This is a genomic window from Phycisphaerae bacterium (assembly GCA_035275405.1).
In the GTDB taxonomy this organism is placed as follows: Bacteria; Planctomycetota; Phycisphaerae; order UBA1845; family UTPLA1; genus DATEMU01.
In genome coordinates this window covers 453,499-468,797 of the sequence record DATEMU010000015.1, presented here as the reverse complement: position 1 = coordinate 468,797, position 15,299 = coordinate 453,499, and the positions used below count along the sequence as shown (strand labels likewise).

General features: G+C 62.5%; 13 protein-coding genes and 1 tRNA gene. 6 read left to right on the top strand and 8 right to left on the bottom strand.

Annotated features, from left to right (window positions below):
* Positions 1-11 precede the first annotated feature (11 nt).
* The 5 genes from VJZ71_19755 to VJZ71_19735 form a co-directional block, all read right to left on the bottom strand.
* Entirely contained in the window at positions 12-1,034 is a 1,023-nt protein-coding gene (locus VJZ71_19755) for a formylglycine-generating enzyme family protein (GenBank protein ID HKQ50318.1), read from the bottom strand.
* Positions 1,035-1,171: 137 nt separating this feature from the next.
* Positions 1,172-2,101, bottom strand: coding sequence for a DUF2950 domain-containing protein (locus VJZ71_19750; GenBank protein ID HKQ50317.1), 930 nt, complete (start codon positions 2,099-2,101; stop codon positions 1,172-1,174).
* Positions 2,102-2,167: 66 nt separating this feature from the next.
* Entirely contained in the window at positions 2,168-3,595 is a 1,428-nt protein-coding gene (locus tag VJZ71_19745) for a DUF3300 domain-containing protein (protein ID HKQ50316.1), read from the bottom strand.
* A 208-nt stretch (positions 3,596-3,803) separates the two neighbouring features.
* Positions 3,804-4,877: a DUF4105 domain-containing protein gene (locus VJZ71_19740; protein ID HKQ50315.1), complete on the bottom strand. Its 1,074-nt coding sequence runs from the start codon at positions 4,875-4,877 to the stop codon at positions 3,804-3,806.
* Positions 4,878-4,899: 22 nt separating this feature from the next.
* Positions 4,900-6,096, bottom strand: coding sequence for an alpha/beta hydrolase (locus VJZ71_19735; GenBank protein HKQ50314.1), 1,197 nt, complete (start codon positions 6,094-6,096; stop codon positions 4,900-4,902).
* Positions 6,097-6,371: 275 nt separating this feature from the next.
* Here VJZ71_19735 and VJZ71_19730 point away from each other — a divergent pair, with 275 nt between their 5' ends.
* The 6 genes from VJZ71_19730 to VJZ71_19705 all read left to right on the top strand — a co-directional run bounded on the left by VJZ71_19730 (position 6,372) and on the right by VJZ71_19705 (position 12,476).
* Entirely contained in the window at positions 6,372-6,851 is a 480-nt protein-coding gene (locus VJZ71_19730; protein ID HKQ50313.1) for a hypothetical protein, read from the top strand.
* 81 nt (positions 6,852-6,932) lie between these two features.
* Positions 6,933-7,514 carry an ECF-type sigma factor gene (locus VJZ71_19725; GenBank protein HKQ50312.1) on the top strand — a complete coding sequence of 194 codons (582 nt, stop codon included), beginning with the start codon at positions 6,933-6,935 and terminating at the stop codon, positions 7,512-7,514.
* Positions 7,511-10,285, top strand: coding sequence for a serine/threonine-protein kinase (locus tag VJZ71_19720; GenBank protein HKQ50311.1), 2,775 nt, complete (start codon positions 7,511-7,513; stop codon positions 10,283-10,285). Before VJZ71_19725 ends, VJZ71_19720 begins: the two co-directional genes overlap by 4 nt.
* A gap of 180 nt (positions 10,286-10,465) precedes the next feature.
* Positions 10,466-10,606 carry a hypothetical protein gene (locus VJZ71_19715; GenBank protein ID HKQ50310.1) on the top strand — a complete coding sequence of 47 codons (141 nt, stop codon included), beginning with the start codon at positions 10,466-10,468 and terminating at the stop codon, positions 10,604-10,606.
* Between the two features lie 214 nt (positions 10,607-10,820).
* Positions 10,821-11,939, top strand: a complete 1,119-nt coding sequence (locus VJZ71_19710; GenBank protein ID HKQ50309.1) for a 3-oxoacyl-ACP synthase III family protein — start codon at positions 10,821-10,823, stop codon at positions 11,937-11,939.
* Positions 11,940-12,062: 123 nt separating this feature from the next.
* Positions 12,063-12,476 carry a hypothetical protein gene (locus tag VJZ71_19705; protein ID HKQ50308.1) on the top strand — a complete coding sequence of 138 codons (414 nt, stop codon included), beginning with the start codon at positions 12,063-12,065 and terminating at the stop codon, positions 12,474-12,476.
* Between the two features lie 173 nt (positions 12,477-12,649).
* Here the strand turns inward: VJZ71_19705 and VJZ71_19700 are convergent.
* The 3 genes from VJZ71_19700 to lpxD all read right to left on the bottom strand — a co-directional run bounded on the left by VJZ71_19700 (position 12,650) and on the right by lpxD (position 15,299).
* Positions 12,650-12,744, bottom strand: a tRNA-Sec gene (locus VJZ71_19700).
* A 121-nt stretch (positions 12,745-12,865) separates the two neighbouring features.
* A complete protein-coding gene (locus VJZ71_19695; protein ID HKQ50307.1) occupies positions 12,866-14,254 on the bottom strand; it encodes a glycosyltransferase family 39 protein in 1,389 nt (462 codons plus the stop codon).
* A complete protein-coding gene (gene lpxD / locus VJZ71_19690; GenBank protein ID HKQ50306.1) occupies positions 14,235-15,299 on the bottom strand; it encodes a UDP-3-O-(3-hydroxymyristoyl)glucosamine N-acyltransferase in 1,065 nt (354 codons plus the stop codon). Before lpxD ends, VJZ71_19695 begins: the two co-directional genes overlap by 20 nt.

Genomic DNA, 15,299 nt, shown 5'->3' with positions numbered 1-15,299 from the left:
GGCAAAGTTTCCTATCTTGAATCCGGCTGCCGGAGTCTATCCACAGTCATCACGCAGCGAAAGCCCAAATGGCTCATGCTGGTGTCGGGGGTCTGACCGCGGCGGGCGCTGGGGCGGTAGGACTCGCAGTAGCTCTTGTGGCAGAGGAACGATCCGCCGCGGATGACGTGTTTGGTCGTCGAGTCAATGGCCTCGTCCGGGTCCCAACTGTCGCGCGGACCGGGCGGATCGACGAGGAGCGCGCCCTTGTGCAACGCCATCAGGCGATCGTATTCGTCGGCGCGATAGAGATCGCTGCACCATTCCCAGACGTTTCCGGCCATGTCGTACAGGCCGTAGGCGTTCGGGGGGAACGACTTGACCGGCGCGGTCCGCAGATATTTGTCCGATAGCGTGTTCTTCCATGGAAAGGCGCCGTTCCAGATATTGCAGCGCGGTTTGGCGTCGGTCGGCTCGTCATCGCCCCACGGAAATCGTTTTCCGGCCAGACCACCGCGCGCGGCGCACTCCCACTCGGCCTCCGTCGGCAGGCGTTTTCCCGCCCATTTGGCGTAGGCCATCGCATCGTCCCAGCAGATATGGACGACGGGGTGCTTCCCGCGCCCCTCGATGGAACTCTTCGGGCCTTCGGGATGACGCCAGTTCGCGCCCGTGGTCCAACTCCACCAGCCGCCAATGTCGTCCAAAGGCACCGGATGATCGGGCGGCGTGAAGACGAGCGAGCCGGGCAGGAGCATCTCCGGCGCAGGTTTGGGAGTGCCGGGGGGGACTTGTTTTTTTAATTCCTCCCAGTCGACCGGCCGCTCGGCGAGGGTCTTGTAACCCGTCGCTTTCACGAACGCGGCGAATTGGTCGTTCGTGACTTCGGTCTCGTCCATCCAAAATCCGGAGACGCGCACGCGATGGGCGGGTTTTTCGGTGTTCCATGCGGATTCATCGTCGGTCCCCATGACAAACTCGCCGCCGGGGATCCAGACCATGCCGTCGGGCTTCGGCCTGGGTGATGTTGGCGCGCTGGAGACCGGGGGCGACATCCCCAGTTGATGGATCGACGGATCGTCGCCGGCGATCAGGGGAGAGACCGCGAGCGCGACCCACCACGCTTCAAGTGCAATTCGATTCAATTTTCGCCCGTTCTCAAACTACGATCCGATCAAGCGGACCATCGCACTTAGTCGTCCGTCGGATTCCAGGTATCGTCCGGATTGAACTCCGTCATGGGCTCGGCCAACTTGGCAGTGTCGGGCCCGAAGTCCTTTTCCACCAGCGCGCCCTGGTGGTTAACCGCAAACGTCATGACGCCGGACGCGCGATAATCCGCCGGCCAGGCGATCAGTGCAAATCCCGCGATCATGTTTCCGTTGATGACGTAGTCGTACTTTCCGCCGGGAGGATTCGCGCCCTGGCGCGTCAAGACCTTGTAGTAGTAGCCCATATAGGGAACCCGAGACTTGCTGTGTCGTAGTCCGTCGAAGTCGTCGGGCAGCAGTGCCTCGAAGGGGCTGGGGTGTTCGGCCGACTGAGGGTCGCGATCCCAATACAGGCCGTCGCGTTTGCCTTCCGTGCTAATAATTCGCTGGGCGAACTCGCGGACCTTGTCATCGTCGCGGTCGATTCGGGCATACTCGACCTGGGCGCGGACATATTCGCGGCACACCTCGATGGCGGCCAGCTCGTTTTCTCCGATACGCCGCGCCAGCATTTCCTCCATACCTTCTTCGGTGTCGAACCGCCAGCCCGCGGATTCCTTTACCAGCGGGACCGGGACCGGCCAGCGTTCGCGACCGACGATCAAGACCGCCCGGTCTTTCTCTTGCTCCTCGATTTTCATGAACTCCCGCGTCTTTTCGTAGAAGTCTGCGCGGTGCTGCCGCTCCTCGGCGTCGTCCATCTTCTCCAGATGGGCGCCGTAACCCGGGCCCAGCATCCGTACCAGCGCTGCGGTGTCATCGTTCTTACAGGCTTCCAGGAGCGAGTCTATCGCGGCCTGGGGTGTGGGAAATAATTGCTGCGCCTGCTTGGTTTCCATTGAAGGCGATTGTGCGTGGACGACGGCCACCGCGAGCGCCACCACAGCACCAAAGATGAAGTTTCTATTCATGTTTGCTATCCGATCTCGCTCGCCGTCGCGGAAAAAATACCTCGGTCCAAATCCCTTTCCGGGGCGCTACCGCCGTCCTCGGCCACCACCACCGCCACCGCGCCCACCACGTCCGCCGCCGCCGCCAAACCCTCCCCCCATGCTCCGACCGCCACGGCTGCTGGCGCGGTTGGCGCTGTGGCCGCTGGAATATCCTCCGAATGGGCTTCCGCCATCGGAACCGCGCCCGAAGCTTCCGTGCCCGGCACCAGAACCCCCGTACCCTCCGCGGTTTCCGGTGCTGCCCCGACCAGCTTCGGCACCGCTACCGTATCCTGCCTGTCCGCCAGCGCCGCGGCGTTCCCCACCTTGTCCGGCTGCACCTCGACCGAGTCCGGCATCGCCTGCGGCGCCGCCACCAAGGCCCGCCTGGCCGCCTCGACCGGCACGTCCGGCACCAGCGCCGGCTGCGCCGCCGCCCAGTCCCGCATCGCCACCGACACCGGCGCGACCGGCACCGCCCGCGCCTCTTGGGTCGGCGGGACCTCGGGGATCCGCTGCGCCCCGCGGGTCATAGCGACCTCGGGGGTCCGCCGCGCCGCGGGGGTCGGCCACACCTCGCGGGTCGGCGACGCCGCGAGGATCGGCGACACCGCGAGGATCGGCGACACCGCGAGGATCGGCGATACCTCGGGGATCTGCTACGCCGCGCGGGTCATATCGTCCGCGGGGATCGGCGATTCCACGAGGATCGTAGAGGCCGCGGGGGTTGTACGGGTGGGCAGGGTGGGCGTAGGTGCCGTAATGGACCGGATAGGCTCCATGATAAACGCAGCCTCCATGCCAATCGCAGGAATCGTCGTTGAGGATAGCCCCCACGGCGACACCGAGGCCGAATCCGACGGCCGCGCCGGCGGCAGCGGCCGACGCTTGCCCGGTGTTGCTGGTCTGATTGACGACTACGACGTCGGGGTTGTACGTGGGGACATACACGACTTGCGGGTCGGTCGGAACGATTCTCACCACTTCCTGCTGTACGATGACCGTCTGTTTGTCATTGGACTGTAAAGAACCGGCGGCACTGGCCGCATGGCGCACGGTCTGAATCGCCGCCATGACGTCGGCTTGCTGCGCCAAGACGGCCGAGCCGAGTTGCTGGGTCCAATCCAGGTTTTCGTCCATTCGGTAGAGGACGTCGGGAAATTTCAGGAGCACAAACACGCTGGTGTTCCACTTGGCGTTCGGCTTGGGATCGGCCTTGCCATTGTTCTTGCGCAGGAAGCGGGCCGCCTGGACGACATCCATTCCGGCGGTGGACGCGGGGAGGATGTGGGCGATCAGAGCGTCGGGATATAACGCGATCGGAGCCACGAGCGCCTGCAGGTCGGCCGACCCGAGCTTGGCAGGGGCGGGAGTCGACGTATCGCCGGCGGCGGGGGCCTGGGCGGAAGCCGGCGTAGCGTTGACGCAAGACGCGGTCAGCGCGCACAATATCAGTCGAAACCCATGCAACATGGCTTGTCTCCTTACGTGCGCAGGACTTAGTCATCGGCTAACTGCCGAAGGCCCTGATCACGTTGTTGTGGCCGGTTCCCGCTCCGGCGGCTAGATCGCACTTGGCGATTTTATTGGCGAGTGAGCGCAGGATAACCACGCGCGGGGGGCCAAGCAAGACGCTTTCTTGTGCCAATTTCCTTGCGCCGATGGGGCAATCGACTCAGGCTCATGGATCGGGTGTGAGCGGATTCGGGGGCTGAGGGTCCGTCAACCGTGCTCGAATCCGTCGCGAAAAATCCGGAGCCTGATCGGCGAGCTTGGCGAGATCGTTGATGTGCCCGCGGCGCTCGAGTTCCTCGAAGCTCACGCTGTGGTCGAGGCCGCCGGATTTGTAACCGTACTCCGCCGAATATCCGCTCAGCAACACGCCGGGAGTAAACGGCGGATAGGGCGGTGCGCAGCGGAGGTGGGCGAAAATGCTCGTGGTGCAGTTTTCGGTGAGGGCGTTGTAAAACCGGGGGCGCTTGTGGATCGTGTTTACGGTGTCCAGGTAATCCAGGAAGACGGCACGCACTTTTTCGACCGGCACCCGCCCTCGAAAGATGTAGACCTCCTCGTTGCGATAATTCGTACGCAGTCGAATCAGGTCGCGTTCATCCGCGACGACGTAGATTAATTCGTACTGTCGAAAGAAACCTTCTATGGTGGAGTATTGCTCGCCTTTTTCTTTGCGAGTCTCGATGGAGATGGCGATGTATTGGCCGTCGTCGAAGCCGAAGCTCAACATGGCGTGGGCGATTGCTCGGCCCGACCAATAGGAGAGAATTAAGTCTGCCGTCTTTATCTGCTTCAAATCGAGGGTTCGATCGTAATAGCCCGGCGTGAAGTCGTTTTCCGAGCGGTAGTCGAAATTGCGGATGTCGTGCAGATGGACGAGATCGCCCTCGATCGTCGCGTGCGGCATGCGGGCGACGTCGGGGAGCCATTCGAGGGAGCTGTTCGGCCGGATCGAAAAGTACCAGGCCAGCACCCCCGCGAACATGGCGGCGAAGATCACCAAGCCGCGCCGTCGCGGGCGAACGAAGGCGGCGACCGACAATGCCGCAATCGCCACTATCAGGGCCAGGAACTTTCGCGGCGGAGCGGTGTGCAAATCCGCATAACAGACGGCCAGGGCCATCCAGCCGGTCATCCCCAGTAGGACGAGGCCGCCGAGGGCGAAAAGCAGTCCTCGGGCAACGCGGCGCGGCAGGCGGCGCCGGGGCGCGGTCGGTGCCGGTACGGGCTGAGATTGCGTCATCGTTGTCATCGTCGCAAGAGCGCTACTTGGCGTCGGAGAGAAGGTAATCGTCGCGAATCTCCCAAAAGCCGTCGTCCCGGCGGATCATGGGACGGCCATTCTCGGCGCCGGGGCCCGCGTTATCACGGAGGACAAGGAGCAGGTCCGAACTGACGGCGGGATTGGTGTGGAAATAGGCGTGGCCGATCAGGTCGCTCTTAATATTGGCGTCGATGATCTGCAACTGCGGAAACATGGCCAACGACTTTCGCTGCTGAGGCGACAAGTCTGCCGCGGTCATATGACCGAGGCGGTCACCGCCCTTAAAGATAAACTTTGAGGCCGCTCCCAGTGCTCTGTCCGTCTGCGATACGTAGAGCGTCACGCGCTCAGGCACGAATTGGAGGCGTTCGGCCCCGAGCCGCTGGCCGACGACGTCGAGATCGAGATCGGCGGCGCAGAGCACAAGATTTCCCAGCTTTAGCGCGTCGCGGGTGCTTTTGCCGGCCGACTTGTATTCGATATTCAGTTCGCGAAGTGCCGTGGTGGTGACGTCCGTTCCGCGGCTGTGCGCGATGAGGTGTATCTTTTCGACATCAGGGCACGAGGCAATGCCCCGGAGAAACTGCTTGAGGTGGAAGATGGTGAATTGGCAGGATTCGTAGTCGGCGGGGTAGCTCTTGCCGGCCGGCCAGGTGTAGGCGATGGGAACGCCCTTGCGGCCGCCGAAGTGCCACATCTCGCCGATGGTGAAGGCGGCATCATCCATGGAGTTATTAAAGCCGTGGATGTAGACGGCCACTTCTTTCTTTGACGGGGTCAGGGCCAATCGTCGCGAAACCTCGGCGCAAAAGACGTCTCGCGCCTGCTCACTCCGTTGTCGGACGGCTGGGTCCTCCGAGGGAACACCGTCGATCATTATCATCGGCGTCGGGGTTTCATCGAGCCGGCCGATAACGCGGATCTCCTTCCGCCAAAGCGGCAGCGCATTCTTGCGCGACTTGGTACGGCTGTCCGCGACGAGATCGGCCCAGGAGACGTTGTTGCCGACGCCGACGATGTACGAGCCGAACGCGAGTGACCGCGAACGTCCATAGCCGAAGTCGGGCTTTCCATTTTTGTCCTTCGTCTCGGCGCGATCTGTTACGAAGAGCACGTCAATGTCGCTGGTCTGCAGGGCCGGGGGGACTTCGGCAAACGGATTGATGTCCGTATGCAAATACATGTTCGGCGTCGGCATCAGTTGTTGCGCGCATCCCGAGACGCATGTCAAAAAAATACAATTGGCAAGATTCGTGAGATTTCGACCCATCGTGAATACCGCTCCAATCCGAATCGAGGTGCGCCAGCCTGCCAAAGCGACATCCGCGCATCCGATCCGCAGTTGAAACCCTATTGGGAAAACGGATTTTCTTCAAGAGGAGGGCGCTTGCGGATGGGCTCAGAGATTGCCGCGTTTAATTTTGACCCTCCCGCAGGATGCGGGGGCTCGGACCCACGACTGGAGGAAGACCCATGATCAAGATCGCCGAATCGAAAGAACCCAACATCATGAATGACGTGCTCAATGCCCTGGATCGATGGTACATCGCCGTCTCCAGCGACGGCTGCTTGTGGATTCAACCCCGCCGGTCGGTGCTCAGCCTTCTCGATTTTTGCGTCCTCATCAAGCGCATTCACCGCATCGTCAACGAACACCGTTTTGACGTCATGATCTTTCACTTTGACGGCGTGCGAGCGCCGCGGAGTGTGTGGGCGATCGTCCTGCGTCTCCTGACCGCCCTGGCCAAAGCGGTCGAGACGGACTGCCGCGTCATCCGCTCGGTCAAGGTGAACGCCCAACCGCCCGCCGATTTCCATCCGCTTGGAAACGCCGCGGATCCAGCCGATCGACTGGAGGCCCCCCGGCGAACCGTGGATTTGAACGGCATCTCCGTCGTCATGGAAACGTGTTCGTCGCACACGCCTCAGCGCGATGCACAAACCGGTTCCTGATCGAGGCACTTGTTTTTCCGGGAAATGCCCCGATAATCCGTAAACGGTCGCTGAACTGGCTCGTCGGCCCGCCACGGATTCATGGAAAAAGACAAGTCGTCACCGGCAACGGAGATTCTGGGTCGCCTCGGCGAATCCGACCCTTCTCTCGTCGCCGCCGAACTTCTCCCGCTGGTCTATAACGAGCTGCGCGGTCTCGCCGCGAAATACCTGCGGCGCGAGCGACATGGCCACACCCTTGATCCGACGGCGCTCGTCCATGAGGCATTTCTGCGTCTGGTGGATCAATCTCGCGTGGATTGGCAGGGCAAGACGCATTTCATGGCCGTCTCCGCGGAGGCCATGCGCCGGATTCTCATCGACCACGCGCGTTCGCGCAAGCGAAGCAAGCGGGGCAAGGACTGGCGGCGGGTCGCCTTCGATCATGTCGTCTCTGAACTGGCCATTCTCGAAACGGACCTCGTCGACTTTCGCGATACCCTGGAAAAGCTCGCGGCGCTCGACAGTCGACAGGCGAAGGTGGTCGAGCTGCGCCTCTTCGCGGGACTTTCGATGGAGGAGATTTCCACCGTCTTGAGCGTTTCGAAGCGCACCATTGAGGGTGACTGGACGCACGCCAAGGCCTGGCTCCGCGCCGAGTTGGGTCCGGATGACGCAAAGTGAGCGCCGATCGGCACGCGAAAGCCAAAGCGATCTTTTTGGAGGCGTGTGCGCTGGCGCCCGAGCGGCGCGCCGCATTCGTCGCCCAGGCGTGCGGAGGCGATGAATCATTTCGTCATGAGATCGAACGACTGCTTGGCCATTATCTGCCCCCGCGCGAACCGACGACCGTCGTGAAGCTGGCTGGTGCTACGGATATTTCTGAACCACCGGTATTCCAGACTGGAGACGTGGTCGCGGATCGCTATCGCATTGTCGCGCTCCTCGGCAAGGGGGCGATGGGGCGGGTCTATCGCGCTGAGGATGATCGTCTTGAACAGGAAGTCGCGCTGAAGTTCCTCCCGCGATTGCAAGTACTGGACCCCACCTGGCGGCGTCGCGTCGAAAGCGAGGTCAGACTCGGGCGCGAAGTGGGGCATCCCAACATCTGCCGGGTCTATGACCTCGGGAATCTGGAGGGGGCCCCTTACATTTCGATGGAATACGTTGATGGCGAAGATCTCGCCTCGCTACTCCGGCGCGTGGGCCGACTGACCGGGACACGGGCCGTTGATATCGCCCGCCAGATTTGCGCGGGCCTGGCCGCGGCGCATATTCATGGCGTCCTGCATCGCGACTTGAAACCCGCCAACGTCATGATCGATCAGAAGGGGCGCGTCCGAATTACGGACTTCGGCCTCGCCGTCCTGGCTGGTCAAGTGTCGAGCCGTGAAATCCGGGCGGGCACGCCGCGCTACATGGCTCCGGAGCAAATCGCGGGCGTCGCGGTCACTGAGAAGAGCGACATCTATGCGCTGGGTCTCGTCCTTTATGAGATGTTCACCGGTCGACCGGCCTTCGACGCGGACAACGTCCTTGAATACCTGCGACTTCACCAATCGGTGGATCCACCGGCGCCTTCGACGATCGTGCCGGAAATCGATCCCAAGGTCGAGGCCGTCATCCTCGCCTGTCTGCGAAAAGACCCAACGGAGCGGCCGGAATCGGCGCTGCTTGTCGCGGCGGCCTTGCCCGGCGGCGATCTGCTGGCGGCGGCCTTGGACGCCGGTCAGATCCCGACGCGAGAAATGGTCGCGCAGGCCGCGGCACAGGGGCGCCTCAGCCGGCGCGGCACCTATCGGGCCGCCGTCGGGGCATTGGGCCTTTTTGTTGCCGCGATTGTCATTGGGAACAACACGCACCCGATCGCGCGGCACGGAGGGGTAAAGGCACCGGAAGTCCTGATGGAAAGGGCCCATGACGTGATCCGAAGGGCGGGCCGTCCACCGAGCCCGAGGCAAGGAGAGGGTCAATATGTCCCTGCCGAGGATGTCGTGAATTCGCGAATCGCTGCAACCGTAGACGGCGCGCCACTATGTCTGGCGATTCCGGAGCGTGATGAGCTTGTTTTCGTTTACTCCGAACACCGCGCGGACGGTGGACCGCTGGGCAGCGATGTCCTCTCGTTTCTCATGCCGGGTCCCCGGCCCCGGCTTTTCGATGCGGAAGCGAATCGGAAGACGACGGTGGTCCTGGATGGACAGGGGCGCCTGTTGTGTCTGGAAACTCCGACCCAGTACACCCCCACGGTTTCGGGTCAGGAGATGACGGCCGACTGGTCGGCGCTGGTTCAGACGACGGGCCACGACGTCCACGAACTGGTCCCCACGCAACCGGTCGCGGTTGGTGATTTCGATCGCGGGCAGTCCCGGGCTTTTCTTTCGCGATCCGGTGAACCGCTGAATCGATCCGTGCGAATTGAGGCCGCAGGGGAGCACGATCGCATTCAGTGGCTCGCCGTCCTGGACAAGGCTCCGTCTCGATCGGACTCCATTTTTTCCTCAAGTTCTGCGCGGTGGATGTTTGTAATGACGCTTCGGAACGCCGTGCTGTTGCTCCTTCTGGCGGCGGCGTTGCCGGCGGCCTGGAAAAACTGGAAACAACGCGGCGACCTGGCCGGCGCCGTGCGTTTAGGCTGCTTCGTCTTCGCCCTGCGGATGCTCGGCCATCTCCTGACCATGCGCAACGTCGGCGGACTGGCCGACGCCATCAACAGCGCCGCCGCCAACGCCATTAGCGCCTTGTGCGAGGGGATGATCGTTGCCCTATTTTACATGGCCATCGAAGCGCAGGTTCGACGGCGCTGGCCGAGAATATTGGGCGGTTGGAGCCGTCTGCTGGAGGGCCGGGTTCGCGACCCCTTCGTCGGTCGCGATGTTCTCCTCGGATGTGCGGTCGGCTGTTTCTGGGCGGTACTGGTGTTTGTGGATCGCCAATTCCCTGAGTGGACGGGATGGGAGGCGCGGACGCAAATGCGGCTTTACCAGGGCTTCGAAGATGTGTTCGGCGCGCGTTTCGCCGCCGCCGGAATCCTGAACAGCCTGCGCGGCGGGATCTACCAGGGACTGGTCGTACTGCTGCTCTTGCTCATCGGCACGTGGTTGGCGGGCGCGCGGCGCTGGCCGGCACTGTTTTTCGCGTGGTTGATCGGCGCGGCCATGTTTGCCCCCGCGGCCACGCACCCGCTGACCGCCTGGACGCTATTTGCCTTCGGCATCGTCGGCGTTGCCCTCTTCGTGCTGCTCCGCTGGGGGCTGGTAAGCATCCTCGCCGCGCTGCTGGTCGTTGGGTTCTTGACCGACTTTCCGGTTACCTTTGATCTCGACGCCTGGTTCGCCGGGTACAGTCTCTTTACCCTGGGAGCGACCCTTGGCCTGATCCTGTGGGGCTTTTATCAGGCGTCGCGACTCCCGTCCCTCGAAAACATGCGTAATTCGCCGCCGGGTCTCTCCTGATCCGAATATCGGCCCTCTCGCTAAAAAAAAGCACATTCTCACCTGCGGATTTCCCGGCAAACCGTCGCGTTGGCTGACGGCGAAGGCCCACACCGGGCCGGCGTTGCAGGTCACACGACTTCCGAGAACGGTTCTCGGCAATGCCGGCGCGAACGGTCAAGCCCCATAAGGAGCCGTATTGTGAAATACGCACGAATGAAGAAGTTGATGCTGGCGGTGAGTGGTTTCGTGGCCTTTCAGGCGGCCGGGTGCAGTTTCCTGGAGCAACTCCAGGATCAGCTCGGCGGCCTGATCCCGAACATTCCGGGCATCACGGGTTGAGGTCTCCCTTCCGGCGCCGGCGGCGATCCCGCCGGCGCCGACCACTCTTTGAAGGAATGATCCGCATGATGAGAGGGTGAGGCGCTGCGAGTCCCTCCTTCGATCGTACGCCTCTACCCTCTCGCGGATTCAAGCGGACGAGTAGGAAAAGCAGGTTAACGGCGCGTCCCCTCGCAGTTCATGGACGAAGCCAGTCGCAGAGAGAGGATGCCCCATGGCCCCCAAATATTCAGTTCATGTCGCCGGAACGGGAAGCTGTCTTCCCGGTGACCCCGTGCCCAACGATCGCGTCGAGCAGGTGCTCGGTCGGTTGCAGGATGCCCCGCCCAAGGTACTCAGCTTCGTGGACAATATGGGTCCGCGGATGCTCGAGCGCAGCGGCATCGACGCGCGGCACTTCGCGGTCGATCCCGAGACCGGCAATCTCACCCATACTTTTGCAAGCTTGTCCGAGGTCGCGGCGCGCAACGCCCTGGAGATGGCGGGGATGTCCGCCGGAGACGTGGACCTCCTGATCATGTCATGTCCGTCGTACGACCAGAGCACGCCGCCGACGAGCGCCCTGCTCCAGGAGCGGCTGGGCATCGAGTCCTGCGCGGAGATGGAGATTCACTCGAATTGCTCGGGCATGGGCAAGGGCGTGCAGGTCGCCTTCGATTCACTCACCAACGGCCGCTATCGCACGGCGCTGGTCTGTTACAGCCAACTTTCCTCCGTCTATCTGCGAAGCTGCTATTTCAATCAGCCGAAAATGGACAAGGTCAACGCGGCCTTGCGGTGGATATTGGCGGACGGGGCCGGGGCCGTGCTGCTTCGCGCGGGCGATCCGGGCGATACGCAGCGACGCGTCATCGACACGTTTGTTGAATCGGTCGGGGGTGGACGGCCCGCGGGGATGAAGGCGGGCGGCGCGGCGGCCGATTTGACCGATCGGACCTGCCAAATCCCGGAACTGTACGCCGCCGGGCGCCACCACCTGTGGCAGGACTTCAACGCCGTGAACGATTCCGCCGCGCCGCTGCTGCTCGAAGGGCTGGCCCGGTTTACCGCCAAGATTGGAATTCCGTCCAACACCGTTGACCACTATGTCGTCTCGATTCCGTCGCTGAAACTCTACGAAGATCACATTCCGGCTTTTCTTGACCGGCTGGGCGTAACGCGCGAGCAGATTCAGTTCCGCTGCGCCCGCATCGGGTATGTGGGGGGCGCGGCCACGCTGGTCCATCTGGATCAGATGGTGCGGTCCGGGGAAATCCAACCTGGCCAGCTCGTCGTCATTCACGCCGTCGAGTCGAGCAAGTGGATGACGGCGGGCTTCGCGCTGCGTTGGTAATACCGGCCGCGCGACGGACCGGGTAGGGATGACAAACGAACTCTTTGAATCGCCGGGATGGCGCAGGATCGCGTCTCCTGTCCTGGCCCAAACGCCGACATGCAACAACGGAATGGCAGGTGGATGAAGACGGGCGGTTGGCGGACCTCTTTGGCGGAGATCCGCCGGTTCCTGGACACCTGGTATTTTTCCATCTCCGCGGCGGGACATCTTTATGTGCGACCGCTAAAGGAGTCGATCACGGGCCGCGACGTCGCCGCATTTCTTCGCCGGCTCGACGCCCTGGGCGAGAGCGGCCTGCCCGAGTCGATGTGCTTCGATTTTTCGAACTTGGCCATTCCAGAGCGCCACTGGAAGCGCATCACGACGGAGATTCGCGGCTATGCGAATCAGATCAACGCCCCCAGCGCCGTCCTCTCCGCAGGCGAAGGGCGCGGCGGGCGGGTGCTGATACTGCGGTCGCTTCCGGGAATCATTGCAACGGCGGAGCAATGTCTATTGGAGAGGACGTGCCAGCCGGCGTTTGAAGGGGTCTAACAAAAGCCCCGCCGTTGCGGCGGGGCCGGGTCCCTACCTCTCGGGCCGGAGAGTAGAGAAAGGAGGCTCTCTAACGGGACCCGGAGAGATTCTAATCCTGCCACGGCCGGAATCAAGCCATGAGATAATGGCCGGAATACCGCCTTCAAATCGCGATCCGCCATGCCGTTCGACGGGAGCGGATGGGAATCGAACCCACCAGACGCTGCGATGCAACGCCTCAACGGCTTTGAAGACCGCGGGGCCCACCAGGAACCCGGACGCTCCCGCGGGCATCATACGACAGAAACGTCAAAACGCCGAAAAGTCAAAAAGTCAAAACAACGAAGATCTCACCACAGAGACACAGAGGCACGGAGACGAAAGAAGCTTTGCAATAAAAATCGAAATCAGTTACTCGGTGTCTCGGTGCCCGTGCGGAAAATGGCATCTAAGGTATGGAGGCGATCGCAGATTCGCGAAACGGTGGCGGCGAGGGCGACAATCAGGATGCCGTCGACCGTCCAGCGGAGGCGCTCCAGGGGGATGAAGGCGAGGGCGACGGCGAGTTGGGCGGCGATGAGGCCGATGAGCAGACCGCGCACCTTCAGCCGGTCGTCGAAGTAAAAGAGGCCGGCCAATCCGAGCGGGAAGACGAACATCGGGTGTGACCACGGTCGCATAAGCCGCCAGAAGACCGCCAGCCAGACGATCGACAGCACGATAGCCGCCGTCAAAAGCCATCGATGATAAGGGGTGCGGCGACCGGCGAGCGCGAGCGTCCAGGCGACGATGAGGAGCGTGCCCGGCGGAGTCCAGGTAACGCTGGTGCCGGCCCAGACTCGAAACTTGCGCAGGATGTTGAGGGCCCAATCGGCGGGGTGAGCGGCGATAAACGTGCGGCCCATCGCGTAGAGCCGGCGATCGGCTTCGACTTCGGAAAGACCCTTCCGACGCAGCCGATCGAACGCGCCATAATCGGCCTGGTCCATGCCGGGACGCTTCGAGTAATCGAGGTTGTTGCCGAGATAAAAGTTGAGTCCGCCGCTCGTCGAAAGCGTCCAGGCGCCGATGACGCGGCTATTGCGATCGCCCCAGCCTATTGCGGCCATGCCGACGCCCAAGAGCAATATCACGGCGCGGAGAATTCCCTTCACCGACGGGCCGCTTCGCCACGCGGCATGGAGTGCGAACGGAAGCGCGAAGACACCGGCATCCGCGCGGGTCAGCGCGCCTAGCCCCAACAAGACTGCGGTGCCGCACCATGCCGCCCACCGTCGTGCGGGGCGATCCGATTCGAGCGCGACGAGATAGAGGAGGATCGCGGCCATCAAGAGGGTGATGACCAGCGTCTCGGTCAGGTAAACGGACTGCAAATAGCGAAACGGGGCATAGAGTGCGGCGATCAGTCCGGCCACAATCGCGCCGCGAGGGTCCGACAAACGCCGCGCGATGAGGGCAATGAAGATCGTGGCGAACATCGAGAGGATGGACTGCGCCTCGATAATGCCGGAGTCCAGTACCTCGCGGCCCTGCCAGCGATCGACGGCGGCAATCAAGACAGGAAAGAGCGGCATCCGCTTGGCGAATTCGCCGGTAGGCGATCGCAACGCGCCGGTGTCAGACAGGGCGATGCCGAGCGAGAGGTACTCCTTCTCATCGTTCGACCGCTCGTCATAGACAAAGAAGAAAAAGACACAGGCATGGCTGGCTAGGGCGACGAGGAGGACGACGATGAGCCAACGGCCCTTCGCCGCTGCGGGCGGCAACGAGGGCGCGTCATCGGGCTGCGCGGACATCCAACGCCTTCTGGAGGGCCTCGACCTGGGCCTCGAGTTCCTTGATTTGCTTGGCCATCTCGGGCAGCCGCGCCGTGTAGGCGAAGGAGCGGAGCGCGTCTTTGAGCGGAATTGCGGGGGTTCCGGCAACCGATGTATCGGCGGGGACATCCTTCATGACGCCGCACATCGCCCCGAGTTGGGCGTTATCGCCGATGGTCAGGTGACCGGCGACGCCGGCCTTTCCGGCCATGGTCACGTGGTTGCCGACGACCACCGAGCCGGCGATACCTACGTGCGCGACGAGCATGCAATCACGGCCGATTTTCGTCCCATGGCCAATGGCGATCAGATTGCTGAACTTCGTACCCTCTGCGATCAGAGTGCGGCCGAGCGTCGCTCGATCGATGGAACAATTCGCGCCGATCTCGACGTCGTCGCCGATCTCGACGATGCCGATCTGCGGGATCTTATGCCATTTTTCCTTGACGGGGGCATAGCCGAGGCCGTCTTCACCGATGACCGATCCGGCATGAATGGTGACGCGATGGCCGAGGAGGCTGCCGTCGTAGATGACGACATTCGGATACAGGAGGCAGTCGTCGCCGATTTGGCAATCGCGGGCGATGTAACAGCCGGGATAGAACACGGCGTTTTTTCCGATCGTGACATTCTCGCCGATGGTCACGTTATGATGGATGCACGCGCCGGGGCCGATCTTGGCCGACGACGCGATCACCGAACGGGGATCGATGCCGCACGGCGGATGTTGTCGGTAGCCGTGAACGTGGACCATGACGGCCGTGACGGCGGCGTAAGGGTCGGTCGTGCGAAGGACGGTCAGCGCGTTGGGAATCGCCTGGTCCTGCGAGACAATGACCGCGCCGGCACGGGTGGTTTGCAGAGCCTTTTCGTACTTGGCATTGGAAAGGAAGCTGATTTCCTGCGGACCGGCGTCTTCGAGTGTGGCGACGCCGATGACCTCGCGGCCGGCGTCTCCGATGATTTCGCAGGGCATCTGATACTTCGCTAGGATGTCGGCGATCTGGCTGAGTCGATAGGGCAT